24 protein-coding genes are annotated in these 26,492 nt (G+C 65.2%); 11 read left to right on the top strand and 13 right to left on the bottom strand.

Translation table 11 applies throughout. The features are described 5' to 3' along the window. Positions 1-165: 165 nt before the first annotated feature. Positions 166-1,284: an acyl-CoA dehydrogenase family protein gene (locus tag DYQ94_RS02370; protein WP_225874194.1), complete on the bottom strand. Its 1,119-nt coding sequence runs from the start codon at positions 1,282-1,284 to the stop codon at positions 166-168. Between the two features lie 152 nt (positions 1,285-1,436). On the opposite strand from DYQ94_RS02370, the gene DYQ94_RS02365 reads away from it, so the two are divergent. The 3 genes from DYQ94_RS02365 to metH all read left to right on the top strand — a co-directional run bounded on the left by DYQ94_RS02365 (position 1,437) and on the right by metH (position 6,476). Further along, complete coding sequence (locus DYQ94_RS02365; RefSeq protein ID WP_024940812.1) at positions 1,437-2,432, top strand: ArsR/SmtB family transcription factor; 996 nt, start codon at positions 1,437-1,439, stop codon at positions 2,430-2,432. Next, entirely contained in the window at positions 2,429-3,568 is a 1,140-nt protein-coding gene (locus DYQ94_RS02360; RefSeq protein ID WP_160955091.1) for a homocysteine S-methyltransferase family protein, read from the top strand. The genes DYQ94_RS02365 and DYQ94_RS02360 overlap by 4 nt, the downstream gene beginning before the upstream one ends. A 154-nt stretch (positions 3,569-3,722) precedes the next feature. Beyond that, a complete protein-coding gene (gene metH, locus DYQ94_RS02355; protein ID WP_160955092.1) occupies positions 3,723-6,476 on the top strand; it encodes a methionine synthase in 2,754 nt (917 codons plus the stop codon). 137 nt (positions 6,477-6,613) lie between these two features. Here the strand turns inward: metH and DYQ94_RS02350 are convergent, their stop codons facing one another. From DYQ94_RS02350 to DYQ94_RS02300, 11 genes are all read right to left on the bottom strand, one after another. After that, positions 6,614-7,819 carry an AGE family epimerase/isomerase gene (locus DYQ94_RS02350; protein ID WP_160955093.1) on the bottom strand — a complete coding sequence of 402 codons (1,206 nt, stop codon included), beginning with the start codon at positions 7,817-7,819 and terminating at the stop codon, positions 6,614-6,616. Further along, complete coding sequence (locus DYQ94_RS02345) at positions 7,816-8,802, bottom strand: carbohydrate kinase family protein (RefSeq protein WP_065048867.1); 987 nt, start codon at positions 8,800-8,802, stop codon at positions 7,816-7,818. Before DYQ94_RS02345 ends, DYQ94_RS02350 begins: the two co-directional genes overlap by 4 nt. Next, entirely contained in the window at positions 8,799-10,109 is a 1,311-nt protein-coding gene (gene fucP, locus DYQ94_RS02340; protein ID WP_039511711.1) for an L-fucose:H+ symporter permease, read from the bottom strand. Before fucP ends, DYQ94_RS02345 begins: the two co-directional genes overlap by 4 nt. A 13-nt stretch (positions 10,110-10,122) precedes the next feature. Beyond that, entirely contained in the window at positions 10,123-11,295 is a 1,173-nt protein-coding gene (locus tag DYQ94_RS02335; RefSeq protein ID WP_160955095.1) for a LacI family DNA-binding transcriptional regulator, read from the bottom strand. Positions 11,296-11,403: 108 nt separating this feature from the next. Then, positions 11,404-12,249: a transporter gene (locus DYQ94_RS02330; protein WP_126965575.1), complete on the bottom strand. Its 846-nt coding sequence runs from the start codon at positions 12,247-12,249 to the stop codon at positions 11,404-11,406. Between the two features lie 135 nt (positions 12,250-12,384). Next, on the bottom strand, positions 12,385-14,481 hold the full coding sequence (locus tag DYQ94_RS02325) for an acyltransferase family protein (RefSeq protein WP_184428993.1): 2,097 nt from the start codon (positions 14,479-14,481) through the stop codon (positions 12,385-12,387). Positions 14,482-14,709: 228 nt separating this feature from the next. Further along, positions 14,710-15,447: a DUF2058 domain-containing protein gene (locus DYQ94_RS02320; protein WP_326520553.1), complete on the bottom strand. Its 738-nt coding sequence runs from the start codon at positions 15,445-15,447 to the stop codon at positions 14,710-14,712. Between the two features lie 18 nt (positions 15,448-15,465). Next, positions 15,466-15,702 (bottom strand): SlyX family protein, encoded by a 237-nt coding sequence (locus tag DYQ94_RS02315; RefSeq protein ID WP_024939344.1) that lies wholly within the window; start codon positions 15,700-15,702, stop codon positions 15,466-15,468. Then, positions 15,695-17,044 carry a UDP-glucose dehydrogenase family protein gene (locus tag DYQ94_RS02310; protein WP_024939343.1) on the bottom strand — a complete coding sequence of 450 codons (1,350 nt, stop codon included), beginning with the start codon at positions 17,042-17,044 and terminating at the stop codon, positions 15,695-15,697. Before DYQ94_RS02310 ends, DYQ94_RS02315 begins: the two co-directional genes overlap by 8 nt. A gap of 24 nt (positions 17,045-17,068) precedes the next feature. Then, on the bottom strand, positions 17,069-18,040 hold the full coding sequence (locus tag DYQ94_RS02305; protein ID WP_016901531.1) for an FKBP-type peptidyl-prolyl cis-trans isomerase: 972 nt from the start codon (positions 18,038-18,040) through the stop codon (positions 17,069-17,071). Between the two features lie 90 nt (positions 18,041-18,130). Then, the gene (locus tag DYQ94_RS02300) at positions 18,131-18,688 is read right to left on the bottom strand and encodes a glutathione peroxidase (RefSeq protein WP_016901532.1); all 558 of its coding nucleotides are present in this window, start codon (positions 18,686-18,688) and stop codon (positions 18,131-18,133) included. A gap of 134 nt (positions 18,689-18,822) precedes the next feature. Between DYQ94_RS02300 and DYQ94_RS02295 the strand changes: the two genes are divergently transcribed. From DYQ94_RS02295 to DYQ94_RS02265, 7 genes are all read left to right on the top strand, one after another. Then, entirely contained in the window at positions 18,823-19,071 is a 249-nt protein-coding gene (locus tag DYQ94_RS02295) for a hypothetical protein (protein ID WP_024939341.1), read from the top strand. A gap of 2 nt (positions 19,072-19,073) precedes the next feature. Beyond that, positions 19,074-19,436: a GntR family transcriptional regulator gene (locus DYQ94_RS02290; protein ID WP_003483692.1), complete on the top strand. Its 363-nt coding sequence runs from the start codon at positions 19,074-19,076 to the stop codon at positions 19,434-19,436. Beyond that, positions 19,433-20,308, top strand: a complete 876-nt coding sequence (locus DYQ94_RS02285) for an ABC transporter ATP-binding protein (RefSeq protein WP_046342254.1) — start codon at positions 19,433-19,435, stop codon at positions 20,306-20,308. Before DYQ94_RS02290 ends, DYQ94_RS02285 begins: the two co-directional genes overlap by 4 nt. Next, a complete protein-coding gene (locus DYQ94_RS02280; RefSeq protein ID WP_024939339.1) occupies positions 20,305-21,291 on the top strand; it encodes a hypothetical protein in 987 nt (328 codons plus the stop codon). The genes DYQ94_RS02285 and DYQ94_RS02280 overlap by 4 nt, the downstream gene beginning before the upstream one ends. Before the next feature lie 10 nt (positions 21,292-21,301). Beyond that, on the top strand, positions 21,302-22,126 hold the full coding sequence (locus tag DYQ94_RS02275; RefSeq protein WP_024939338.1) for a DUF4097 family beta strand repeat-containing protein: 825 nt from the start codon (positions 21,302-21,304) through the stop codon (positions 22,124-22,126). A gap of 34 nt (positions 22,127-22,160) precedes the next feature. After that, positions 22,161-22,691, top strand: a complete 531-nt coding sequence (locus tag DYQ94_RS02270; RefSeq protein WP_126965572.1) for a DUF2884 family protein — start codon at positions 22,161-22,163, stop codon at positions 22,689-22,691. Positions 22,692-22,895: 204 nt separating this feature from the next. After that, positions 22,896-23,318 (top strand): hypothetical protein, encoded by a 423-nt coding sequence (locus DYQ94_RS02265; RefSeq protein ID WP_016901538.1) that lies wholly within the window; start codon positions 22,896-22,898, stop codon positions 23,316-23,318. Positions 23,319-23,438: 120 nt separating this feature from the next. On the opposite strand, the gene DYQ94_RS02260 is transcribed toward DYQ94_RS02265, so the two are convergent. Further along, on the bottom strand, positions 23,439-24,845 hold the full coding sequence (locus tag DYQ94_RS02260; protein WP_104593498.1) for a class II fumarate hydratase: 1,407 nt from the start codon (positions 24,843-24,845) through the stop codon (positions 23,439-23,441). Between the two features lie 289 nt (positions 24,846-25,134). Here DYQ94_RS02260 and DYQ94_RS02255 point away from each other — a divergent pair, with 289 nt between their 5' ends. Further along, complete coding sequence (locus DYQ94_RS02255) at positions 25,135-26,457, top strand: hemolysin family protein (RefSeq protein WP_054591704.1); 1,323 nt, start codon at positions 25,135-25,137, stop codon at positions 26,455-26,457. Positions 26,458-26,492: the final 35 nt, after the last annotated feature.

Here is a 26,492-nt window from a genome sequence, read left to right as displayed (position 1 = left end):
GTAGGAGCGCGCTTGCGCGCGATGGGGCGTTATCGAGAACGCCGTTTCGCGCGCAAGCGCGCTCCTACACAGGGTGAGGCAATCGCCAGCGTCACGGTGCCGGATCGACTGCTGCGCAGCTCGGGCCGATGGTGTCGACCGCGGCGTACTGCCGGATCAGGCCCTTCAGCGCAAGCCGGTCTCGCCACGCGCGATCACCAGGCGCTGGATTTCCGAGGTGCCTTCGTAGATTTCGGTGATCTTGGCGTCGCGGAAGTAACGCTCCAGCGGCATTTCCTTCGAATAGCCCATGCCGCCGTGGATCTGCACCGCCTGATGGGTGATCCACATCGCCGCCTCCGAGGCGGTGAGCTTGGCCACGGCCGCTTCGGTGCCGAACTTCTGGCCCTGCCCCTTCAACCAGGCCGCGCGCAGCGTCAGCAGCAGCGCTGCATCCAGCTTGCACTTCATGTCGGCGATCTTGGCCTGGGTCATCTGGAAGGTGCCGATGGCCGCACCGAAGGCCTTGCGCTCCTTGACGTAGGCCAGGGTCGCCTCATAGGCCGCACGTGCGATGCCGACTGCCTGCGAAGCGATGCCGATACGCCCGGCGTCGAGCACGCTCATCGCGGTCTTGAAGCCCTCGCCTTCCACGCCCAGCACTTCGTCGGGCTGGGCGATGTAATCGGCAAACTCGATCTCGCAGGTAGCCGAGGCACGGATGCCGAGCTTGGGCTCGGTCTTGCCGCGATGGAAGCCGGCGCGATCGGCGTCGACCATAAAGGCAGTGATGCCGCGCGAGCCCTTGTCCGGCTCGGTCACCGCAAACAACACGATGTACTTGGCGACCGGGCCGGAAGTGATCCAGCTCTTCTTGCCGTTGATCACGAAGCTGCCATCGGCCTGCTTGACTGCGCGGCAGCGCATCGCCGAGGCATCCGAACCGGACTGCGGCTCGGTCAGTGCGAACGCGCCGATCTGCGCGCCTTCGGCGATCGCGCGCACGTACAGCTGTTTCTGCGCCTCGCTGCCGTTCTTCAGGATGCCGGTGCAAAACAGCGAGTTGTTGACCGACACGATGGTGGAATGCGCGCCGTCGGCGGCGGCGATCTCGATCATTGCCAGCGCATAGCTGATCGGGTCCATGCCGGCCCCACCGTACTCGGCCGGCACCTCGATGCCCATCAGGCCGTTCTCGCCGAGCAGGCGGATGTTCTCCAGCGGAAACTCGCCGCTGCGATCGAACTGCTCCGCGCTGGGGGCGATCTTTTCCTGGGCGATGCGGCGCGCCACATCCTGGATCATCAATTGTTCTTCGGTAAAGCTGAAATCCACGTCGCACCCCTCCAGGCCTAGGCTGAGCGCCCATTGTAGCCCCAACCATTCGCATGCGTATGTAGTTGACCCCACACCCTGCCCGGCCGAAAATATCTCCATATCGCGATATAGAGATATTCATGGATCTGGAAGACTGGTCGGCGCGCCTGAAGGTATTTGCCGACGCCACCCGCGTCCGCCTGCTGACCTTGCTGGAGCAGGAAGAACTCACCGTGGCCGAGCTGTCGGCGATCACCCGCCTGGCCCAGCCGCGCGTGTCCACGCACCTGGCCAAGCTCAAGGAAGCCGGGCTGGTGCGCGACCGCCGCGCCGGCGTGTCGGCTTACTACCGTTTCGATGAGGTGTCGCTGGACCCGGCGCAGCGCGCCCTGTGGCTGGCATTGAGCACCGGCAGCGACGACCCGCTGCTGCGTCAGGACGCCGAGCGCGTGGCGGCAGTACTGGCCAACCGCGCCGCCGACCAGAACTGGGCCGATTCGGTGGCCGGCGACATGGAACGGCACTACTCCCCGGGGCGCACCTGGGAGGCGCTGGCGCGCACCGCCCTGCCCTTGCTGGAAACCGGCGACGTGCTCGACATCGCCTCCGGCGACGGCGTGCTGGCCGAGCTGGTGGCACCACATGCCACCCGCTACATCTGCATCGACACCAGCGCACGCGTGGTCGCCGCCGCCAGCGAGCGCCTGCGCAAGCTGCGCAATGTGGAAGTGCGCGAGGGTGACATGCATGCGTTGCCGTTTCCCGATGCCAGCTTCGACCTGGTGGTGCTGATGCATGCGCTCACCTACGCAGCCAAGCCGGCGCAGGCAGTGGCCGAATCCGCGCGCGTGCTGCGCCCCGGCGGCCGCCTGTTGCTGTGCAGCCTGGCCAAGCACGAACACCGTGCCGCGGTGCATGCCTATGGCCATGTCAATCTCGGCTTTGCTGCCAAGGAACTGCGCAGGTTTGCCGAGAAAGCCGGGCTGGACGTGTCCAGCCTGGAGACGGTGACGCGCGAGAAGCGCCCGCCGCATTTCGAGGTGATTTCATTGATTGCGGTGAAGCCGGGAATTGGGAACCGGGAATCGGGAATCGTTGAAAGCAAAGGCGCTGCTTCGCGGAGAGCTGAATCATGACGCAGGTATCCAATCCCCAATCTCCAATCCCGTTTGCACTGCCCTGGCTGCATCCCGAGCGCGCCGCCAGGCTCACTGCCGCGCTCGCCGAACGCATCCTCATCATCGACGGCGCGATGGGCACGATGATCCAGCGCCACGATCTGCAGGAGCGCGACTACCGCGGCAGCCGCTTTGCCGACGGTTACGACAGCGCGCAGGTGCACGTACATGGCCCGGGCTGCGATCACGCACACGCGCCGGAAGGCCACGACCTGAAAGGCAACAACGACCTGCTGTTGCTGTCGCGCCCGGAGATCATCGCCGGCATCCATCGCGCCTATCTGGACGCCGGTGCCGACCTGCTGGAAACCAATACCTTCAACGCCACCTCGGTGAGCCAGGCCGACTATCACCTGGAACATCTGGTCTACGAATTGAACAAGGCCGGCGCGCAGGTCGCGCGCGCCTGCTGCGACGAAGTCGAGGCGCTGACCCCGCATAAACCGCGCTTCGTGATCGGCGTGCTCGGCCCCACCAGCCGCACCGCCTCGATCAGCCCGGACGTCAACGACCCCGGCTACCGCAACACCAGCTTCGATGCCTTGCGCGACACCTACCGCGAGGCCATCGACGGCCTGATCGACGGCGGCGCCGACACGCTGATGGTGGAAACCATCTTCGACACGCTCAACGCCAAGGCCGCGCTGTATGCGATCGAGGAAGTGTTCGAAGCGCGCGGCGGGCGCCTGCCGGTGATGATCTCCGGCACCATCACCGATGCCTCCGGACGCACCTTGTCCGGCCAGACGGCCGAGGCGTTCTACGCCTCGGTCGCGCACGGGCGGCCGATGTCGGTGGGCCTGAACTGCGCGCTCGGTGCCAAGGACCTGCGCCCGCATGTGGAAACGCTGGCGCAGATTGCCGACGCCTACGTCAGCGCGCATCCCAATGCCGGCCTGCCGAATGCTTTCGGCGAGTACGACGAAACCCCGGAAGAAATGGCCGAAACCCTGCGCGAATTCGCGCAGGCCGGCCTGCTCAATCTGGTCGGCGGCTGCTGCGGCACCTCGCCGGATCACATCCGTGCGATCGCCCAAGCGGTCGCCGACCTGCCGCCGCGGCAATTGCCTGGCGCGCAGGAGCTGGCAGCGTGATGCAGAGCGATGCCACTCATCCGTCCTTCGGGCACCTTCATCCGCATGCGGGGGAAGCAGGCGTGCAGCGCCGGATGATTGCGGACGACTGCGTCCCGTCACTTCCTTTTCCGATCCGGGCTAGCAACGCGGCCGCCCCTCTTCAGAGCATCGCATGAGCACTCCCCGCCACACCCGCCTGTCCGGCCTGGAACCGCTGGTCATCACCCCGGACCTGTTGTTCGTCAACGTGGGCGAGCGCACCAACGTTACCGGCAGCGCGCAGTTCCGCAAGCTGATCAAGGAAGAGCGCTACGAAGAGGCGGTGGAGGTGGCGCGCCAGCAGGTCGCCAACGGTGCGCAGATCCTCGACGTCAACATGGACGAGGGCCTGATCGATTCGGAAAAGGCGATGACGCGTTTTCTCAACCTGATCATGTCCGAGCCGGATATCGCGCGCATTCCGGTGATGGTGGATTCGTCCAAGTGGAGCGTGATCGAAGCCGGGCTGAAGTGCCTGCAAGGCAAGAGCGTGGTCAATTCGATCTCGCTCAAGGAAGGCGAAGCGCTGTTCATCGAACAGGCGCGCAAGGTGCTGCGCTATGGCGCCGCCGCGGTGGTGATGGCCTTCGATGAAGTCGGCCAGGCCGATACCTGCGCGCGCAAGGTCGAGATCTGCACGCGCGCCTACAAGGTGCTGACCGAGCAGGTGGGCTTTCCGCCGGAAGACATCATCTTCGACCCGAACATCTTTGCCGTGGCCACCGGCATCGAGGAGCACGACAACTACGCGGTGGACTTCATCGAAGCCACCCGGCAGATCAAGCGCACGCTGCCGCATTGCCATGTTTCCGGCGGCGTTTCCAACGTGTCGTTCTCGTTTCGCGGCAACGAGATGGTGCGCCAGGCGATCCACTCGGTGTTCCTGTTCCATGCGATCAAGGCCGGCATGGACATGGGCATCGTCAACGCCGGCGGCATGCCGATCTACGACGAGCTCGACCCGGAACTGCGCGAACGCGTGGAGGATGTGATCCTCAATCGCCGCAAGGACGGCACCGAACGCTTGCTCGAAATTGCAGAGCGCTACAAAGGCAGCAAGGGCGCGGCGAAAGTCGAAGACCTGGCTTGGCGCGAGAAGCCGGTGCGTGCGCGGCTGGCGCATGCGCTGGTGCACGGCATCGATGCGTTCGTGGAAACCGATACCGAGGAAGCGCGCCAGCAGTCCACCCGCCCGCTGGACGTGATCGAAGGCCCGCTGATGGACGGCATGAACGTGGTCGGCGACCTGTTCGGCGCCGGCAAGATGTTCCTGCCGCAGGTGGTCAAGTCCGCGCGTGTGATGAAGAAGGCGGTGGCGTACCTGCTGCCCTTCATCGAAGCGGAAAAGCTGCGGACCGGCGATGTCGGCAAGTCCAACGGCAAGATCATCATGGCCACCGTCAAGGGCGATGTGCACGACATCGGCAAGAACATCGTCGGCGTGGTGCTGGCATGCAACAACTTCGACGTGGTGGATCTGGGCGTGATGGTGTCGGCGCAGGTGATACTGGACCGTGCACGCGCAGAGAATGCGGACCTGATCGGCTTGTCCGGCCTGATCACGCCGTCGTTGGAAGAGATGTCGCATGTCGCACGCGAGATGCAGCGGCAAGGCTTCGAGATTCCGCTGTTGATCGGCGGCGCCACCACCTCGCGCGCGCACACTGCCTTGAAGATCCACCCGCATTACGCCGCCCCCACCGTGTGGGTGAAGGACGCCTCGCGCGCGGTGGGCGTTGCGCAATCGCTGATCTCGCGCGACCTGCGCCAGGCCTTCGTCGCCGCCAACGATGCCGACTACGCAGAGATCCGCGCGCGCCATCGCAATCGCGGCGACGCCAAACGCCTGGTGTCGCTGGAAAAGGCACGCGCACAGCGTTTCGACGGTGATTGGGACACCTACACACCGCCCGCCCCGCGTCAGCCAGGCCTGCACGTGTTCGACGACTATCCGCTGCAGGAGTTGATCGAGCTGATCGACTGGACCCCGTTCTTCCAGGCCTGGGAGCTGGCCGGCAAGTTCCCGGCGATCCTCAGCGACGAGGTGGTCGGCATCCAGGCCAGCGAGTTGTACCGCGATGCACGCAAGATGCTGCGCACCATCGTCGCCGAAAAATGGCTGACCGCGAAGGCGGTGTTCGGGCTGTGGCCGGCAAACAGTGTGGGCGATGACGTGGAAGTGGTGCTGACAGACCACCGGGATTCGGCAAACGGGATTGGAGATTCGCAGCAGCCCGGCCAATCCCAAATCCCGAATGCCCAATCCCGGCAGCTCTTGCACTTCTTACGCCAACAAGTCGACAAACCCGTCGACCGCCCCGACTTCTGCCTGGCCGATTTCATTGCGCCCAAGAGCAGCGGCAAGCAGGACTGGATCGGCGTGTTTGCGGTCACCGCCGGCATCGGCATCGAGCCGCATGTGGCGCGGTTCGAAGCCGCGCACGACGACTACAATTCGATTCTGCTCAAGGCCCTGGCCGACCGTCTGGCCGAGGCGCTGGCCGAGCGCCTGCATCAACGCGTGCGTACCGAATTCTGGGGCTATGTGGAGGATGAGACGCTGGACAACGAGGCGCTGATCGCCGAGCGCTATCGCGGCATTCGTCCGGCACCGGGGTATCCCGCCTGCCCCGAGCACAGCGAAAAGCGCACCCTGTTCGACCTGCTCGATGCCGAGCGTCATACCACGATGACGCTGACCGAAAGTTTCGCGATGCTGCCCACCGCAGCGGTCTCCGGCTATTACTTCAGCCATCCCAAGAGCCAGTACTTCGTGGTCGGGCGCCTGGGTAAGGAACAGGTGGCCGACTACGCCAAACGCAAGGGCATCACCGTGGCACTGGCCGAACGCTGGCTGGCATCGAATCTGGATTACGACCCGGAATAAGCACAGCCGCAAACTGCAGATATCGCAGGAGCGCACCCGGGCGCGACGAGGCTTTACCGGTAAAGCCTCGTCGCGCCCGGGTGCGCTCCTACGTGGCGCCGACGCATTGCGCGGCGGCGCCCTTGATCACGCCAGCATCAAGCAGCCGGCCGCAACACGTTCAAGACCTCGTAGCAGGCGCCCATGGTGTGGTAATCGGTCTTGCCGGCGGGGCTCTTTTCGTCGCTGTACTTGCGGTTGTCCGCATCCAGAATGCGGTACCACGCACCATAGCGGTGGTCGATCATGTGCTCCCAGCAATACGCCCAGAGCTTGTCGTACCACTGCCAATAGCGCGGCTCGCCGCTGCGCTGCGCCAGCAATGCCGCCGCCGCCAGCGATTCGGCCTGCACCCAGAAGTACTTGTCGTCATCGCAGACCTTACCGTCCGGGTCGAAGCCGTAATACAGCCCGCCACGCTGCGCATCCCAGGAGCGCTCCACCGCCACATCGAACAGGTGTTGCGCGGTCGGCAACAACCAGTCGGTCGGTGCGTAGCGATCCAGCAGCATCAGCAGCTTGGCCCATTCGGTCTGATGGCCCGGCTGGAAACCCCAGGGGCGGAACAGGTGCTTGGGATTGTCGCGGTTGTAGTCCCAGTCGATGTTCCAATGCAGATCGTAGTGTTCCCACACCAGACCGTCGGCCTTGGCTGCCTGGCGCCGGGTCATGGTGTCGGCCAGCGACAGCGCACGGTCCAGGTAGCGTTGCTCGCCACTGGCTTCGTACGCGGCGATCATCGCCTCGCACATGTGCATGTTGGCGTTCTGGCCGCGGTAGCTGGTGAAGTTGAATTGCGCATCGGCCTCGTCGCGGTACAGGCCGAATTCCGGCTCCCAGAAGTGCTTTTCCAGCAGCTGCCAGGTCTCGTCCATCCATGCGCGCGCCTCCTCGACACCCGCCTTCAGGCCGCACGAATACGCCAGTAGCACGAAGGCCACGCCGTAGCAGTGATTCATGTCGTCTTCGACCACGCCGTCACGCAGGGTCCATGCGTAACCGCCGGTGGCCGGATTGCGATGCACGTTGCGCAGATAGTCCAGGCCGTGACGCACCGCCTGCAGGTACTGCGCATCGCCGAATTCGCGATACGCCATCGCGTAGTTGAAGACGAAGCGCGTGCTGCTGACCAGATGCCGATGCCCGGCATCGTAGATCGAACCATCGTCGCGGAAATACTGGAAAAACCCGCCCGCCGGGTCGATCGCGCGCGGGTGGTAGAACGCCATGGTGTCGGCGATATGCTGACGCAGTACATCGGCCGAACGGAAATCGGGTGCGGGGCTCGCAGGCAAACGGCTCATGATTGTTCCTGGATCAGGGAATGGACTTCATCGACGCTCGGCATGGCCGCAAACGCGCCCTTGCGCGTCACCGCCAGCGCGCCGACCGCCGCGGCAAAGCGGATCACCTCGGTGATCGCAGCGGCATCGCCGGACAGCTGCTCCAGCGTGGATGCACGCGTCGCCAGCTGAAACAGCAAGCCACCGACGAACGCATCGCCCGCTGCCGTGCTGTCGCGCACCTGCACGCGGAAGGCCGGTACCTGACCCGAATCGGTGCGTGTCTGCCAGTGCACCGGGCCACCACCGTCGGTGACCAGCAACCAGCTGGCCTGGCCCTGCCAGAGCTTGCGGGTGACCGCGCTGGCGTCGCCATCGAGCGTGCCGGCCAGGTAATCGAGTTCTTCGCGCGAGAGCTTGACCACATCGGCAAGCGCCAACGCCTCCCACAGCAGTGCAGCCGGGTCCACATCCTGCGGCCACAGCATCGGGCGCAGGTTGAGATCCAGGCTGACGATGGCGCCATCGGCGCGTGCGCGGCGCATGCCGTCCAGCGTGCATTGCGCGATCGCAGGCTCGGTCATGCTGTTGGAACACACATGCAGCACGGCAGCCTGCGTGAAGCCGTCCGCGGCGAAATGCTCCGGCCGGAACAGCAGATCCGCCGCAGGCGGACGATAGAAACTGAAACTGCGTTCGCCGGCTTCATCCAACGCCACGAAGGCCAGCGCGGTCTTGGCCTCATCGGTGCGCACGATGCCATCGGTGGCGACACCGGCCTGCTGCAGGCTCTGCAGCAGAAAATCGCCGAACATGTCGCGCCCCAGCATGCCGACGAAATGCGCTGCGCCACCCAGGCGCGCCACCGCGACTGCGACATTGGCCGGCGCACCGCCGGCGTATTGCGCAAACGTGCGCGCCTCATCCGGACCGGCCTGCGGCAGTGCCAGCATGTCGATCAAGGCCTCGCCAAAACATACCACCCGGTTCTTCAAGGCATTCATGCGCGTGCCTCCGCCAGTGCGCCGCGCAGACGCGAGCCCCAGATGCCGTAGAACACGATGTACAGGTAGCACACCAGCGGCAACACGAACGACTCGTGCAGACCGATGCTGTCGGCCAGCAGGCCCTGCAGATACGGCACGATGGCGCCGCCGACGATGGCCATGATCAACAGGCTCGAGGCGCGGCCGGTCAGCGGCCCAAGCCGCTCGATGCCCAGCGTAAAGATGGTCGGGAACATGATCGAATTGAACAGACCGATCGCCACCAGCGCATACACCGCCAGCATGCCGCCGCTGGCCATGGTCAGGCCCAGCAGCAGTGCGTTGATCCCGGCGAACACCGACAACAGCACGCGCGGCGACAACTTTGCCAGCAAGGCCGAACCGATGAAGCGGCCGATCATCGCCAGCGTCCAGTACGCCGACACGTAGTGGGTCGCTTCGCGTTCGGTGAACCCGCCGATCTGCGGCAACGAGAAATAGTTGACCATCAGGCTGCCGATCGCCACTTCCGCACCGACATAGAAGAAGATCGCCAATACACCAAAACGCACATGCGGATGCGCCAGCGCATCCAGCAGCGAATGCCTGCTTTCATCCTTCTGCGCGCCCGCATCGGTCAGGGCCGGCAGACGGAACAGGAACACGAAGATCGCCAGCAGAAACAGCACGATGCCCAGACCGATGTACGGCCCCTGCACGGCTTGCGCTTCCTGCACGCGATAGGCCAGTTGCTCGGCTTCCGGCAGCACCTTGAGCTGGTCGCCGCTCATCACCGTGTTGGACAGGATCAGCCAGCCACCGAACAGCGGCGCGATCGCGGTCCCCAGCGAATTGAGCGCCTGCGCCAGGGTCAAGCGGCTGGACGCACTGCGCTCCGGACCCAGCAGCGCAACATACGGGTTGGCCGCCACCTGCAGGATGGTGATGCCGGTGGCCAGCACGAACAGCGCGCCGAGAAATGCGCCATAGACGCGCAGTTCGGCTGCGGGCCAGAAGCCCAGCGCACCGACCGCGGCAACCGCCAGCCCGGCCACGATGCCTTGCTTATAGCCAAGCCTGGCCACCAGCCAACCGGCCGGCAGCGACATCAGGAAATACGCGCCGAAGAAGGTGAACTGCACCAGCATCGCCTGCGCGAAGTTGAGTTCGAATACCGCCTTCAGATGCGGGATCAGGATGTCGTTGAGGCAGGTGAGAAAGCCCCACATGAAGAAGATCGTGGTGACGACCGACAACGCAACGCCGTTGTTGACGGGCGCCTTGTTGCCGCTAGGCGCTGTGGACTGCGTGGAAAGGGAAACCATAGGAATTGCCTGGTCAGCGGCCTGAGGCCTTGGTGGGGGAATGGGCGGGAGAATCGCTGGGGGAGTGAAGCGGAACCACGGAGCTCAACGCGCTGGCGCTGCTGGCGCGGATCTTCAATTCGACTGCGGCGGTCAGGCGCTGCGATGCAAGGGTGGGACTCCCGATACGCTGCAACACCAATTGCGCAGCCTGGCGCCCGCGCGCGCGCGGATCTGCGGCCAGCGTGGTCAGCGCGGGCGTGAACAACGCGGCTTCGGCGATATCGTCGAAGCCGGTCACCGCGAAATCGCGCCCCGGCACGATGCCATGCATCGCCAGCGCGGCCATCAGGCCCAACGCGACGCTATCGTTGTAGCAGACCGCCGCAGTTGCGCGATCGTGATCGGCGCTGTCCAACATGCGACCGGCGCACAGCGCAGCATCCTGTCGATTCGGTGCGGATTCAACGTAATGCACGGCCAGACCGGCGTCGGCCATCGCGCGCGCGTAACCGGCACGGCGTTGCCGGCAGGAACTGGATTCGGCATGGCCACCGAAGAACACGATGCGCCGATGGCCTTGCGCGATCAGATGCGCGCAGGCAAGCAACGCGCCCTGCTCGTTGTCCAGCGCCAGCAGATCCCAGCCCGCGCCCTCCACTTCGCGGTTGAACAACACCACGTTGTGCTGACGTCCCAGCACCTGGGTCAGCGCCTGTGCCTGGCTGCCTTCGGCCGGCGACAGGATGATGCCGGCAGGGGTGTGCTCCATCAACGAGGTCAGCACCGCCTGCTGGCGCTGCGTCGATTCGCCGGTGCTACCGAGCAGGGTCACATAACCCGCCGCGCCCAGCGCTTCGTCCACGCCTGCGGCGAATTCGGCAAAGAACGGATTGGACAGATCGTTGATGACCAGCGCGATGCTGGATGAGGTGCGGCAGCGCAGATTGGCCGCAGCACGGTTGTAGACGTAGTGCTGCCGATCCAGTTCGGCCTCCACGCGCGCGCGCGTGCTCGCATGCACCAGCGGGCTGCCGCGCAGCACCAACGACACCGTCGCGCGCGATACGCCGATGGCACTGGCGATATCGCGCAGGGTCACCGCCCCGCGTCCGTTACGGCGCGCGTCGCCGTCCTCCGAAGCGGAGGGCGCCGGTTTGGCACGCGTCACGTTGCCGACCTTGCAATGGGAGAAGTGCGCATGCATCTGGCGTCGATTGGATCGATCCAATTAGGCCTTTTCCGGGCACTCAATGCATGCGGCAGTGCAACATGGAAAGCGGCCGCGACGCTGCCGCCGCCTTCCATCTTGCCATCACTGAAAGGCAATCGACAGGCCGATCCCGCCCTGCCAGTCCGGGCTCTCCGAGGTCAGCCCGCGCAGCACCGAGACATCCAGCTGCATCGCATGCGGCAACTGCCAGGCACCGCCGGCGCCGGCCACGCGCGAATGCTCGCTGCCGGTATCGAAGCCTGCCTCGACATAACTGCTGAAACGCTCGCCGGAAAAGAACGTGTAGTTGGGCGAGAAGGTCCAGGTATGCCCGTCGCTGTCGCGCGCATAGTTGACGTATAGCGCCAGTGCGCGCTGCTGGGCCAGATCCCAGGACGCGGTCACGCCCAGTTCGCGCGCGTAGCCATCGCTGAAGGCAGCGCTGCCGGTCGGCACGCTGTAGCTGCCGAGCGCGGCCCAATGAAAGCTATCCGACTGCGACGGCAATGCCACCTTCAGGCCGATATGGCTATCGCCTCCGCCACGCACATGCGCACCGCCACCGTGCTGCCAGTTGTAGCTGTCGCTGCCGACCTGCAGTTCCACGTTCTGGAACAAGCCCAGGCGCAGCACCGTATCGGCGGTGTACTGGGTGATTCGCTGCCCGTCGCTGCGATCGGTACTCGCATCCGGCAGACCCTGCTCCCAGGCGAACACGCCTGGCTGCAGCACTTCGGCGGCAAACGGGATGCCGGGACGGTCGAACGCAGGGGCATCCTCCGTCTGTGCAGCGGCCTGCCCACTCATCCCGCATAACGCAAACATGGCAGCGGCCAACACCGTGGCGCGCGTCGCCTGCAAACCCGAAGCGCCACGCGCGGTGGAGGCAACCGACGCAACGGCACGGGACTTCAACACGTTCGACAACATGGACATACGCGGCACCATCGGCAGAAGTGGGCAGTGACGCAGTGGGCACCATGCCCGGCTGCGTCGACAGTAACGCGGCGATGGTGCCGCGCGCGCCGTGACCGGCCCGTGTATCGCCAGCGGCACGTCAACCTTTGCTGAGCAGCCGGTCCTTTATTGAGCCACCGGTGCCGACGCCGGCAAGCCGCGCAGATGCGCCGCGAAACCCGGCAGCAGCACACGGTTGCCATACCCGCTCAAGTGGTCGGCATCGAAGAACAGCGGCCGGCCATGCTGTGTCGGCGCGCACGCCTGCGCATCGCACAGCGATGGCAGCGGGTCCCAGATGCTGGCGCCCCCTAGCCCGGATGCGATGCGACGCAATCCATCAAGTGCCGGCGCGCGATAGTCTTCCATCGCCTTGCGCTCGATCTGCATGCCGTTGGCGCAGATCGCATTGCCACGGTTGAACCAGTCCGAACACCGGTAAGGCGGTGCCCTGAGCACCGGTTTGGGCGCTTCGAACACGACCAGAACGCCCCGCGCCTGCACCGGTGCCAGCAATGCGATCGTCGCCGCCACCGTCGCATCGCGCTCGCGCTGTGCCGGCTCGCTCTGCAGCGTGGCGATATTGCCGTGCAGGTCGAACAACACGTCCTGCTCGGCCAGCCGCGGCACCCGCAAACCAGGCAGGAACAGCACATCGCCCGCACGCGCCCTGCCCGCCACGTCCTCCAGCGCCGGTCGCAGGAACGCGTCGCAACCTGCGCCCTGACCACCCGGCTGCATCGATGCGACCGCACACCCGGCCATGCCATACATGCGCACGCTGCCGCCTTCCAGCAACGGAAAACGCCGCAGCATTTCGTTGTAGGCCAGCGCATGCGAATCGCCGATCACAAAGACCTGGCGCTGACTGGCCGCAGGACGCGAACACTGCCCGCGCGCGAAGATGCGCACCGGCTGCCCGCCCACCGATGCGTTGCTGGCGATCAGGCGGCAGTCCGGCAGCTCCTTGCGCAAGCCGCGCGCATACGCATACCAATCCAGCGGGTGGCGGCTGACCACACTCAACGAGGTATACGGCGTCGACTTGATCACTGCCGATTGCCCGCCGACGGCCAGCACCAACGCAGCGAGGCCGGCCATCACCACGCGCACGTTCGACCAGCCACCCATACGCCGATTGCGCCAGGGCAGTTCCACCCAGCGATACGACGCCGCCGCGCAAACAACCGTCAGCACCAGCGCCAGCAGCTTGGCCGCCACCGCATCCAGCCCGATCGTCCAGCGCAGCAGCACCAGCACCGGCCAGTGCCACAGATACAACGAATACGAGATGCGCCCGATCGTCACCACCGGCCTGGCGGACAACACGCGCCCGATCCAGCCCTCGCTGTGCCGATGCAGCAACGCCAACACCACCAACGTGCCAACCACCGGCCACAGGCCATCGCTCCAGGGCGAATGCCCAGGCCGCGCATTCCACAGTCCGTTGCCGATGCCTGCCAAGGCCAACAGCAACAGCACTGCGCGCAACGGTGCAGGCAGGCCGATGCCTGCTGCGAACACACGCTGCCCGTCGCGGCGGCGCAGCAGTGCCATCAGCTGAAACAACACCACGCCGGCACCCAGTTGCCAAAAGCGTGCGGTGGTCAGATAGAAGGAAGTGACCTCGTGTCCCGGCACCTGCGTGCGCTGCCAGGCATAGCCCAGCGAGGCCGCGCTGGCGAGCGCGAACAGGCCCAGCGACCAGGCACGTCCGGCACCGCCACGCATCCAGGCCAGGAACATCCACGGAAACAGCAGATAGAACTGCTCCTCCACGCCCAGCGACCAGGTCTGCGTATACGGATTGAACTCGGCACGCGGCGAGAAATAATCCTGGCCGACGCTGGCCAACACCCAGTTGCTCAGCCCGAGCAAGGCCATGCGTCCAGTCTTGGTGCTGGCTTCGCTCAGCCACGACTCGGGAATGAACAAGGTCGAAAACAGCGCGGTGACCAGCACGCAGACCAGCAAGGCCGGTGCGATACGCCGCAAGCGGCGCGCATAAAACCGCGCCAACTCGGCGGCCACCGCAATGCGCGGCAATCGATCGACAGACGCACTGACCACAAACCCCGAGATAACGAAAAATATATCGACGCCGGTGAAACCACCGGGCAACCAGCTGGCGTCCAGGTGATAGGCGATGACCGACAGCACCGCCAATGCACGCAATCCGTCGATATGCGCGAAGTAAGCATTCCCTGTCGCCGAGCGCGTCATCCTGATCCTCGAAGTTTCGTCACTTGCACATAAGCGGCCGCCCCTCATCGCGAACGGCCGAGCGGCGCACTCTAAAACGCATACGGGCCGCCATGCAGGAAAACTACATCTCCCGCCTTGACGCATCGACCGCATCCACTTGGCGGCCACGCAATCGGGTTGACCACCACTCAACAGATGGGCACCCATCTGGTGCCCATGTGCCAACGCAAACCTATCTACGCAGCGTTACCAGACCAGGTCGTCGGGCACCTGGTACTGGGGATCGGCATACGGGTCTTCGCCAGCCGGCGCATTCGGGTCCACCTTCAATGCCACCGATGGCGCGAATACCGCTTCGGCTTCGGCCAGTACCTCGGCAGTCACCAATAGGTAACGACCGTTGAGCTGCAGCACGCCAAGCTCGCCGGCGTTGAGCGCCTTGAGCTGATCGGCAGTCACGTAGATACGCTTGATCTTGCCGCCATACGGGAAATGCCGGGCGATATCCGCATCGGCATGATTGAGCCCCTTGTCCTTGAGCAGCTCTTCGAGCTTGGCCTTGGCCTCGCGACGCAGGCGTGCTTCTTCCTGTTTCAGCCGCTCGGCTTCGATACGCTCGTCCTTCTCGCGTTGTGCGCGGATCGCATAGGCCTTGGCCAGGTCGATGTCCTCACGCGTGCGTGCCGGCCTGGGTCCGCGGCGGTCGGCCGTGGACTGCGGCGGACGTTGCGATCCTGCCGGCTTGCCATCGTTGCGACGCTCCGGCCTGCCGTCATTCCTGCGCTCGCCCTTGCCGTCGGTCGCCGCAGCGGCATGCGGCCGCTGCGGTCCCCTGGCCTGGCCGCCCGGCTTGTTGCCGCCGGGCGCAGGCCTGCCACCGTTGCCATGTTGACGGGCGGCAGGCCGTGCGTCGGGTTTGCGTTCGGGCTTGGGCGCGGACTTGAAGCCCAACCCAAGCAACTGGTCACGTAAGGTATCGCTCATGGCGGTGGCAATCTGCAATCAATAATGCGGAGGCGGCGGTTCATCCGCTGCGTCGGCAAACAACGTGGAGCGCACCTTGCCCAGATCCTCGAGCAGGTGGCGGATCAGTTCGGCATTGCGGGCGCCCGTCAAACGGGCGTCCGCAAGTGCTTCACTCAGTTCATTGAGCGCCTGCTCCTGAAAGGACAGGCGCGTTTCCAGTTCAACCAACCGCGCGTCCAGTTCCTGGTCGCGCGGCGAGAGTTGCTCATGCATGCAACGAACGGCCTCGTCCGATGGCGTAGTAGGCCAGACCTGCGGCTTCGATTTCCTGCGGGTCGTAAAGGTTGCGGCCGTCGAACACGACGTCGTCCTTCAAGGCCTGCTTGATCTTGCCGAAATCCGGGCTGCGGAACTGCTTCCACTCGGTGACCACAACCAGGGCGTCGGCGCCTTCCAATGCGGCAAATGCCTCATCGCAGAAGGTCAGGTCGTCACGCTCGCCGAAGATGCGCTTGGCTTCATGGGTCGCTTCCGGGTCGTAGGCACGCACGGTGGCACCGGCTTCCCACAACTGCTCCATCAAACGGCGGCTGGACGCGGCACGCATGTCGTCGGTATTGGGCTTGAACGCCAGGCCCCACACCGCGAAGGTCTTGCCGGCAATGCTGCCGGTGCCTTCGGCGCCGTAATGCCGCTGCACCAGTTCGAACAGGTGCCCCTTCTGCGCGTTGTTGACGCTTTCCACCGCGTTGAGCAGGGTTGGCTCCATGCCGTACTGTTCGGCGGTCTTGGCCAGTGCCTGCACATCCTTCGGGAAGCACGAGCCGCCATAACCGGCGCCGGGGTAGATGAAGTGCCAGCCGATGCGCGGATCCGAACCGATCCCGTTACGCACGTGCTCGACGTCCGCGCCGACACGCTCGGCAATATTGGCGATCTCGTTCATGAAACTGATCTTGGTCGCCAGCATTGCATTGGCCGCGTACTTGGTCAGCTCGGCCGAACGCACGTCCATCTCCACGATGCGGTCGCGGTTGCGGTTGAACGGTGCATACAGACGACGCATGCGGGCAATGGCCGCCGGCTTCTTGGCGCCGATCACGATGCGATCCGGACGCATGCAGTCGGCCACGGCGTCGCCTTCCTTGAGGAACTCGGGGTTGGAGACCACATCGAACTCATGGTCCACGCCGCGTGCGTCCAGCTCTTCCTGGATCGCCACGCGCACCTTGTCGGCGGTGCCGACCGGCACGGTGGACTTGTTGACGACCACCGAGGGGCCATCGATATGGCGACCGACGGTACGCGCAACCGCCAGCACGTACTGCAGGTCGGCACTGCCATCCTCGTCCGGCGGCGTGCCCACGGCGATGAAGGTGATTTCGCCGTGCGCAATCGCCTCGGCCGCATCGGTGGTGAAGCGCAACCGGCCAGAGGCGTGGTTGGCTTTCACCATCGGCTCCAGGCCGGGTTCATAGATGGGAATCACCCCACGATTGAGACCATCAACTTTCGCCTGGTCGATATCCACGCAGATAACGTGATGACCTACTTCCGCCAGACAGGTACCGGTGACAAGACCAACATAGCCGGTACCAAAGATCGCAACTCGCATGGGTGGGGGTACTCCTGTGGGGGATCAGGGAAGGATACCCATCAGTTCGACATCGAACGTCAACGTTGCGTCTGGTCCGATCGGCCCCCCCTGCGTGCCGTTCGGGCCATAGGCCAAGTTGGATGGAATCCAGAAACGGTATTTCGAACCGACCGGCATCAACGCGACGCCCTCGGTCCAACCTGCAATGACTTGATTCAGACCGAATTCGGCCGGCTGGCCGCGCTGGTAGGAGCTGTCGAACACCTGCCCGTTGAGCAGCTTGCCTTCGTAGTTCACGCGCACCGTGTTGGTGGGCATCGGACGCTCCCCGCTGCCCTGGCGCAGCACCATGTACTGCAGGCCCGACGCGGTGGTGATCACGCCCTTCTCGGTCTTGTTCTTGGCCAGGAAGGCATTGCCTTCCTCGCGATTCTTGGCACCGGCAGCGCCCTGCTTGGCAGAGGCGAACGCCTGCATGGTGGCAGCGGCTTCCTGCTGGGTCAGACGCGTGGTGCCCTTGGCGAACACGGTGCGCACCGCTTCCATCAGGATCGACAGGTCGATCTCGTCCTTGATGCCGGCCAGCGACGGACCGACCGCGCGATCGCCGAGCATCAGGCCGACATTTTCCTTGGACGGCGCGGCCGGCGCGCTACCCGGCGCCATGCCCGGAACCTGCTGGCCGTTACGCGCCGCCAGCGCGGTGCGCAGTGCGGTGTCGGTAGCCTGGGTCTGCTCGTCGGACAACAGCGGCTTGCCGCCCTTGAATGCATTCTCGATGGCGCGTTGCAGTGCGCTCACATCGATGTCCTGGGCAATCGGCTCGAACGAACGTGCCACGTCCATACCGATGGCGTAGCTGACGTTGTCGCGCGTGCTCTTCTCAGACGATGCATTCAAAACTGGCTTCTCCTTGGTGGCCGCTGCGGCCGGTTGCTGCGACATCGCCGGCATCGATGCCGACAGTGCCACCATCAGTAGCGACGCCGCCGCGCCGCGCTTTCCCATCTTCATTCGATGCACTTCCCGAAAGTGAAAAGACACGCCGACGCCGGCGCTGAATGCGCATTGTCGCATGTGCGCGTGGCCTTGCGAGCGCCGTGCTCAGCGCGACGGCGCGTTGAGCTCGCGTTCGATTGCCGCCAGCACGCTCGGATCGTCCGGTTTGATCTTGCTGGGGAACTGCGCCACCACCCGTCCATTGCGCCCGATCAGATACTTGTGGAAGTTCCAGCCCGGCGCCACACCCGTGGCCTGGGTCAGGCGCTGATACAGCGGCGTGGCCTGTGCACCCAGCACATGCACCTTCTCAAACATCGGGAACTTGACGCCATAGGTCAGCGTGCAGAATTCCTGGATCTGCTTCTCAGATCCGGGTTCCTGCCCCTGGAAATCGTTGGACGGAAAGCCCAGCACCGAAAAACCGCGGCTGCCGAAGCGCTGGTTGAGCGCCTCCAGCCCTTCGTACTGCGGCGTGTAGCCGCACTTGCTGGCGGTATTGACCACCATCAGCACCTTGCCGCCGTAGGTACGGTTCAGGTTGATTGGCGCCTTGCCGGCCAGCGGCCGGTAATCCAGATCCAGCACCGGCGCGCCGGCGGCCAGCGCCGAGGCGGAGAAAAAGCCAGCGAATACAACGACCAGCAGACGCTTGAGCAACATGAGCGATCCCTTTCGATAGGTCCGGGCCACCCGCCGACGCGGGGTGCCATCAGTTGGGTATGACAGGCAGTTGACTGCCTGCGTGTCGGTGTTATAGTTGAATACAACACCAGTCATCCAACGCAGGGGAAAGCATGAACAGCACACGCTTCACGCGACCAGCTCCATTGCTGCTGTTCGGCAGCGCCCTGTTCGCCATTGGTTGCCTGGGAGCCGCTTCCAGTCAGGTCACGGAATCCGGCGCCGATTATGGCGTGTCGGAGGCGGTTACGGAAAACGCGACAACTCCCCCCGAGGCGCGCACCCGGCCCAGCCGGCACCTGCGCGCTTCGCTGTCGATGCCCTATTTCTCCTTCGCGCAGGTTCTGCGCCCACGGAGCTGACCATGAACGACATCCAATGGAGCGACGGCGCTCCTATCTACCGCCAACTCAAGGAACGGGTGATTGCCATGATGCTCGATGGAATCCTCAAGCCTGGCGACGCCCTGCCCTCGGTACGGCAGGTGGCGGCCGACTACCAACTCAATCCCATCACCGTCTCGCGCGCCTACCAGGAACTGGCTGACGAGAACCTGGTGGAGAAACGCCGCGGCCTGGGCATGTTCATGACCCCGGAGGCCGCACAGAAATTGCGCGGCAGCGAGCGCGAGCGTTTCCTGAATGAAGAATGGCCCGCAGTGCTGGAACGCATCCAGCGCCTGGGACTGTCCATCGACGATCTGTTGCCACAGGGAAAAACACCATGACCGCCGTCTCCTCCGACCATGTGGTCGACGCACGTGGCCTGCGCAAGGCTTACAAGCATCGGCTCGCGCTGGACAACACCAGCTTCACCATCGCCGCCGGGCGCATCGTCGGCCTGATCGGCCCCAACGGCGCCGGCAAGACCACTGCGCTCAAGGCGGTGCTGGGGCTGACCGATTTCGATGGCGACCTGAGCGTGCTCGGCATGGATCCGCGCACCCAGCGCAACGCACTGATGAACGAGGTCTGCTTCATCGCCGACGTGGCGGTACTGCCGCGCTGGCTGCGGGTTGGCGAGGCGATCGACTTCGTCGCCGGCGTGCACCCGCGCTTCGATCGCGCCAAGTGCGAGCGCTTCCTGGCCAATACGCAGCTCAACCGCAAGTCGCGGGTGCGCGAGTTGTCCAAGGGCATGATCGTGCAGCTGCATCTGGCGCTGGTGATGGCCATCGATGCCCGCATCCTGGTGCTGGACGAGCCGACGCTGGGCCTGGACATCCTGTATCGCAAGCAGTTCTACCAACGCCTGTTGGAGGACTACTTCGACGAGCAGAAGACCATCATCGTCACCACCCATCAGGTCGAAGAGATCGAACACATCCTCACCGATGTGATGTTCATCCGCGACGGCCGCATCGTGCTGACCGCCGACATGGAAAACGTGGCCGAGCGGTACACCGAAGTGCTGGTGGGTGCCGAGCATCTCGACGCCGCCAGAGGCCTGCAGCCGATCGACGAGCGCAGCCTCCCGTTTGGCAAGACCGTGATGCTGTTCGATGGCGTGCCGAAAGCGCAGCTCGCCCGTTTTGGCGAAACCCGCAATCCCGGCCTTGCCGACCTGTTCGTTGCGGTCATGAAGGGGACCTACGCATGAATGCACTCACCCACCAAGCTTCTCCCGCACGCACGTTCGGCTGGCTGCTCAAACGCGAGTACTGGGAACACCGTGGCGGTTTCGTCTGGGCACAGATCATCACCGGCGGCATCGCGGTGTTCTTCGCGCTGCTGGGCGCGGTGATCGGCGCGATCAGCGCGCGTCGCAACATGATCGGCGACAGCATCACGATGGACGATCTGGCCGAATACACGCGCACCCTGGGCCAGGTCGGCGACGGCCTGCTGCTCGGCGGCATCGGCATCGCCTCGGTGGTCCTGGCGTTCGTGGTGTTCTTCTATTCGCTGGGCAGCCTGTACGACGACCGCCGCGACCGCAGCGTGCTGTTCTGGAAATCGCTGCCGGTGTCCGATGTGCAGACGGTGCTGTCCAAGGCCGCCTGGGCGCTGCTGCTGGCGCCGCTGATTTCCATCGTGATCGGCGTGCTGGTCGGCCTGGCACTGTGGCTGATCGCCATCGTGGGCGCCTCGATCGCCGGCGTCCCCAGCCCCTGGGCCCTGGCCACCCATTCGCACCCGTTCGCGTTGCTGTGGCTGTTGCTGAAGACCGTGCCGATGAGTCTGCTGTGGGCGTTGCCGACAGTGGGCTGGCTGATGTTCTGCTCGGCCTGGGCCACCAGCAAGCCGTTCCTGTGGGCGGTGCTGTTCCCGCTGCTGGCCTGCGTGATGCTGAGCATCCTCTCGGCGATGCCGGGTATCTCGCTGCCGATCGGCTGGATCTGGTACATCGTCGGCTACCGCGGCCTGCTCAGCGCCCTGCCCGGCACCTGGTCGCCGCGCGCGGTCAGCGGCAACCTCGACAGCAGCGCGATGCAGAACCCCAGCGATCTGGTGCAGTGGGCGCTGCAGCACACCGACAGCGCACGGGTCTACGGCAATCCGGACATCTGGATCGGCGCTGCAATCGGCGTTGCCCTGATCGCCGCCTCCATCTACCTGCGCCGTCGGCGCTCCGAAGCCTGAAGGACATCCCATGCGTCGTCTGCTGAGTCTGGCCATCCTGTTCGCCGTGCCCGGCGCTGCGTTCGCCGAGGAGCAATGCAAGTTCTCCGAGCCGCGCAGCCTGGAGTTGAAACTGAGCGGAGTGAAGTCGGTGCTGTTCGAGGTCGGCTCCAACGATCTGCATCTGGACGCTGCGCCGGGCAACGGCGGGCGTTTGGGCGGCCGCGCCTGCGCCGCCAGGGCCGAGCTGCTCAAGGGCCTGACCGTCACCCAGAAGCGGGTCGGCGACAAGCTGGTGGTGACGCTGGCCGATGACCGCCCGCTGCGCATCTCCATCGGCGACAGCTATTCGTACCTGGACCTGCGCGGCAGCGTGCCGGACACGCTGCTGGTGCAGTTCGACGTGGGCTCCGGTGACGCCGAGATCAGCGGCGCTGCGGCCGTGAGTGCCGATGTCGGTTCCGGCGACATGGCCATCCGCCGCACCAGGGGCCGGGTCACCGCCAAGGTCGGTTCCGGCGATATCGAACTGGAAGAGATGGGGTCGCTGCGCGTGCTGGCGGTCGGCTCGGGCGATCTCAAGGCCAGGCAGGTGCATGGCGCGGCGGAGGTCGGCAAGGTCGGTTCGGGCGACGTCAAGCTGCGCGGCGTAGCAGGCAACGTCAAGTTCGGCACGATCGGCTCCGGCGATGTCGACATCGATGATGTGCAAGGCGATGTCGGCGTGGAAGCGGTCAACTCCGGCGCCCTGAGCGTGCACAAGGTGCGCGGCGACGTCAGCGTCGCGCATAAGGGCAGCGGCGATATCGACGTCAGCGATGTGGCCGGCACCACCCGCGTGCCGACCGACAACTGACCACTGCATTGACCATTCAAGAGGGGGACGGCTGATGAAACTGTTGATTTGTGCGGTACTGGTGGGCGCGCTGCTGGTCGGCTGCGGCAAGTCCGAACCCACGGTCGTGGTGTCGGGCAAGACCAACGCGAACGGGGTGATCTTCAACGGCAAGAGCCTGACGCTCCACCGCGACGGCCTGCCCGCAGCCACCATCGGCGCGGATGGCGCGCTCAGCATCGCCGGCAAGCCGGTGAGCCTGAACGATGCGCAGCGGCAGGCGATGCGCGCTTTCTACGTGCAGATCCAGGGCGTCGCCGATAAAGGCATCGACATCGGCACGCAGGGCGCGGCCTTCGGTGCGCATGCCGCCGGCGAAGCGCTCAAGGGTGTGCTCAGCGGCAACACCGACCAGATCGGCGACAAGATCGAAGCGCAGGCCGAAACCTTCAAACACACTGCGATGCAGATCTGCGATCAGCTGGCCAAGCTGCGCAACGCGCAGGACGCCGCCGCGCAACTGGTGCCGGCATTCGCGCCGTACTCGACGCTCACCCAGCACGATATCGACGACTGCCGCAAGTAAGCGCGGCCTTGATCGCCGCTGCGCCCGCATCGACGGGCGCAGCGGCTGACCGGAACCTTATGGATCGTCACGCCGATTGCTGCGCGCACGCTAGGTACCCGATACCGCCTGCGACATCTTGTCAGCCGCGCCATGTGCCGCAGGCACCGATCGGCTGGCCGGAGCGGGATTACACTAGTGCGCTCCCCTGAATCCGGCGACCCCATGAACAAGTTGGTGATGCTCTGCATGGCGCTCCTGCTATGCGCCCTGACCGCCTGCGGCGACCAGTCGTCGCGGCGCGCCGAACGCGGCAAGCCGCGCGTTGCCATCACCACCCAGTCGGTGATGATCCGCCGCCCACCGGCCGCCAATGCGGAAATCACCCCGGACGGCACGCTGAAGATCGACGATATCGCGCTGCCGCAGAAAGAACCGACGCGCGCCAAGTTGCAGCTGCTGTTCGGGCACCTGCAGATGCTGCGCCAGCAGGCCGTCAACGAGGCTGGCGCGGACCCGGAATACAAGTCGATCAAGCTGACGGCCACGCCGGAGATCCAGAAGCTCAGCGGCGAATTGCTCGATGAAATCCCGTCGCTGCAGCCGTATCGCGAGAGCTTCGGCAACGTGCAGGCCGAGCGGCACTGAGTCCTGGCGACGCCGCGGATTCGCGCAAACCCATGTAGGAGCGCACCTGGGCGCGACGGGGGCTGTATCGACAACGCCCATCGCGCCCAGGTGCGCTCCTACGCACGCACGCTGCGGTGGTCAGCCACCGCCGCCCGTGCTGCCGGCCTGGATGCCACCGCGGGTCAGCGCAGCCGGGTCCAGCAAACGGCGCAGATCCGCCTCAGTGAGCCCGCTGTCTTCCAGCGCCACGTCCAGCACCGGGCGCTGTTCCTTGTAGGCACGCTTGGCGATCGCCGCGGCCTTCTCGTAGCCGATGATCGGGTTGAGCGCGGTGACCAGGATCGGATTGCGGTCCAGCGCCTCGCGCACACGCTCCTGGCGCACCTTCAACCCGGCAATCGCGCTATCGGCCAGCAGCCGCGCCACATTGCCCAGCAAGTTGATCGAGTCCAGCAGGTTGTAGGCGATCAACGGCAGCGTTACGTTCAACTGGAAGTTGCCGGTCTGCCCGGCCACGGTGATCGCGGTGTGGTGGCCGATCACCTGCGCGCAGGCCATCACGGTGGCTTCGGGAATCACCGGGTTGACCTTGCCCGGCATGATCGAACTGCCCGGCTGCAGCGCCGGCAACTCGATCTCGCCCAGCCCGGCCAGGGGGCCGGCATTCATCCAGCGCAGGTCGTTGGCGATCTTAATCAATGCCACCGCCAGCGCATTGAGCTGACCGGACAACTCCACCGCGTCGTCCTGCGCAGCCAGGCCTTCGAACTTGTTGTCGGCACTCTCGAACTTGAACTTGCTCAGGCCCGACAAGGCCTTGGCCACCTTGCCGCCAAAACGCGGATCGGCATTGATGCCGGTGCCGATCGCGGTGCCGCCCAGCGGCAGCCGGCGCAGGCGCTTGAGGGCATCGTCGATGCGCTCCTGCGCCGAACTCAGCTGCGCCGACCATGCACCGAATTCCTGGCCAAAGGTCAGCGGCATCGCATCCATCAGATGCGTGCGCCCGGTCTTGACGACCTTGTCCAGCCCCTTGCCGCGCTTGTCGATGGTCTTGCGCAGATGCTTGAGCGCCGGCTGCAGGTGCTCCTGCACCGCCAGCAACGCCGACACCCGGATCGCGGTGGGCACCACGTCGTTGGAACTCTGCCCGAGATTGACGTGATCGTTGGGATGCACCGCGTCCTTGCCGGCGCGCGTGGCCAGCGTGGCGATCACCTCGTTGGCATTCATGTTGGACGAGGTGCCCGAGCCGGTCTGGTAGACGTCGATCGGAAACTGCGCGTCATACGTGCCGTCGGCGACCTGCAGTGCTGCGTCCTGCACGGCCTTGCCGATCGACTTGGGCAGCAGGCCGAGTTCGGCATTGACGCTAGCAGCAGCGGCCTTGATCAGCCCCAGCGCGCGGATGAAGCCGCGCGGCATCGGCTGGCCGGACACCGGGAAATTCTGCACGGCACGCTGGGTCTGCGCGCCCCACAAGGCATCGGCGGGCACCTGCAGCTCACCCATGCTGTCGTGTTCGGTCCTGAAACGTTCGCTCATCTGCACTCTCCGCACATGGTTGGTTTGTGGTGATGGATGGCTGGCAGCGGGCGTGCCCACGCTGGCGAGGCTGCCTACGATACTCGCTCGCGGCGTTGCGACCGTGTCGTCGCAAGCCGTGGGCTAGACTGCCCAATGATCCATACGAGGTACCACGCCGCCATGGGCGACGACCCTGATTGTAGAAACGCATCGTTTGCGTCTTGCTTGCTTGCACACTGCCCCGGCACTTGCGCGCAGCGGCTGACAGGCAGCGTCAACGCTGTTACGCGACAAGGGGGCCGACGCCATGTTGGGTAACGTGCTGCTGTTGTTCGTCGCATTGCTGCTGGTGCTGTTGAACGGCTTCTTCGTCGCCGCCGAGTTCGCGCTGGTCAAGCTGCGCCACACGCAGGCGGTGGGCCTGGCGCAGAACAACGGTTGGCGTGGGCGGTTGTTGCTCGGGGTACATGCGCATCTGGATGCCTACCTGTCGGCGTGCCAGCTCGGCATCACCCTGGCCTCGCTCGGCCTGGGCTGGGTCGGCGAGCCGGCCTTCGCGCATCTGCTGCAGCCGTTGTTCGATACCGCCGGCCTGTCGCCGGAAGCGGCACAGTTCACCGCACTGGCGATCGCCTTCAGCCTGATTTCGTTCCTGCACATCGTGCTGGGCGAACTGGCGCCCAAGACCATGGCGATCCGCCGCCCGGAGCGGATGTCGCTGTGGACCGCCGCGCCGCTCTACGTGTTCTATTGGCTGATGTACCCGGCGATCTGGGTGCTCAACACCAGCGCCAACCGCCTGCTGCGGGTGCTGGGCTGGGGCGATGTGGAGCACCAGTCGCATCGCTATTCGCGCGAGGAGCTGATGCTGATCGTCGGCCGCCAGGATCCCAACGCCGCCACGCCCGATCACGGGCTGGCCCTGATGAGCCACGCCCTGGAACTGCCCGACCTGGTCGCCGGCGACCTGATGCGTCCGCGCGAGCACCTGCGCAGCCTGCGCGAAGGCATGACGCTGGAATCGGTGCTGGCCGAGTTCAGCGAGTCGCGCTACAGCCGCTACCCGTGGTTCGACGCCGATGGCGAGCAGGTGCTGGGCATCCTGCATACCAAGGATCTACTGGTGGCGATGGCACGCAGCCAGGATCTGGACGATCTGCGCCCGTTGCTACGCCCGCCCACCCTGCTGACCCTGGAAACCCCGATCCCCAGCGCGCTGGAGCAGTTCCGCACCGGCACCACCCATCTGGCGCTGTGCGTGGAGGAGGAGGGCCGCATCCTGGGCTTCTTCACCCTGGAAGACCTGCTGGAAGTGGTGGTCGGCGAGATCGAGGACGAGCACCGCCACGTGGTGCGCGATGCCCCGATCCGCAGCCAGGACGGCTCGCTGCTGGTGGCCGGCAGCACCTCGATCTTCCGCCTGGAACGTCTGCTGGGCCAGGACCTGAGCGCGCCGGACCACGTCAATTCGGTCGGCGGGCTGATCGTGCACCAATTGCAGCGGCTGCCCGAAGAAGGCGAAACCCTGGAGCTGGACGGCCACGCACTGACGGTGCGGCGCATGGCCGGGCACCGGATCCAGGCCATCACGGTGCGGCCAATCGGCGAAGCCGGCGCCGGGGCGGCGTAGAATACGCACCCCCGCCAGCCTCCCAGTGCCCTGCC

The organism is Xanthomonas sp. LMG 8993 (assembly GCF_009835065.2).
Classification (GTDB): Bacteria; Pseudomonadota; Gammaproteobacteria; order Xanthomonadales; family Xanthomonadaceae; genus Xanthomonas; species Xanthomonas arboricola.
Note: the sequence above shows the minus strand (reverse complement) of the source record. Positions and strands in the feature narration are given on the sequence as shown.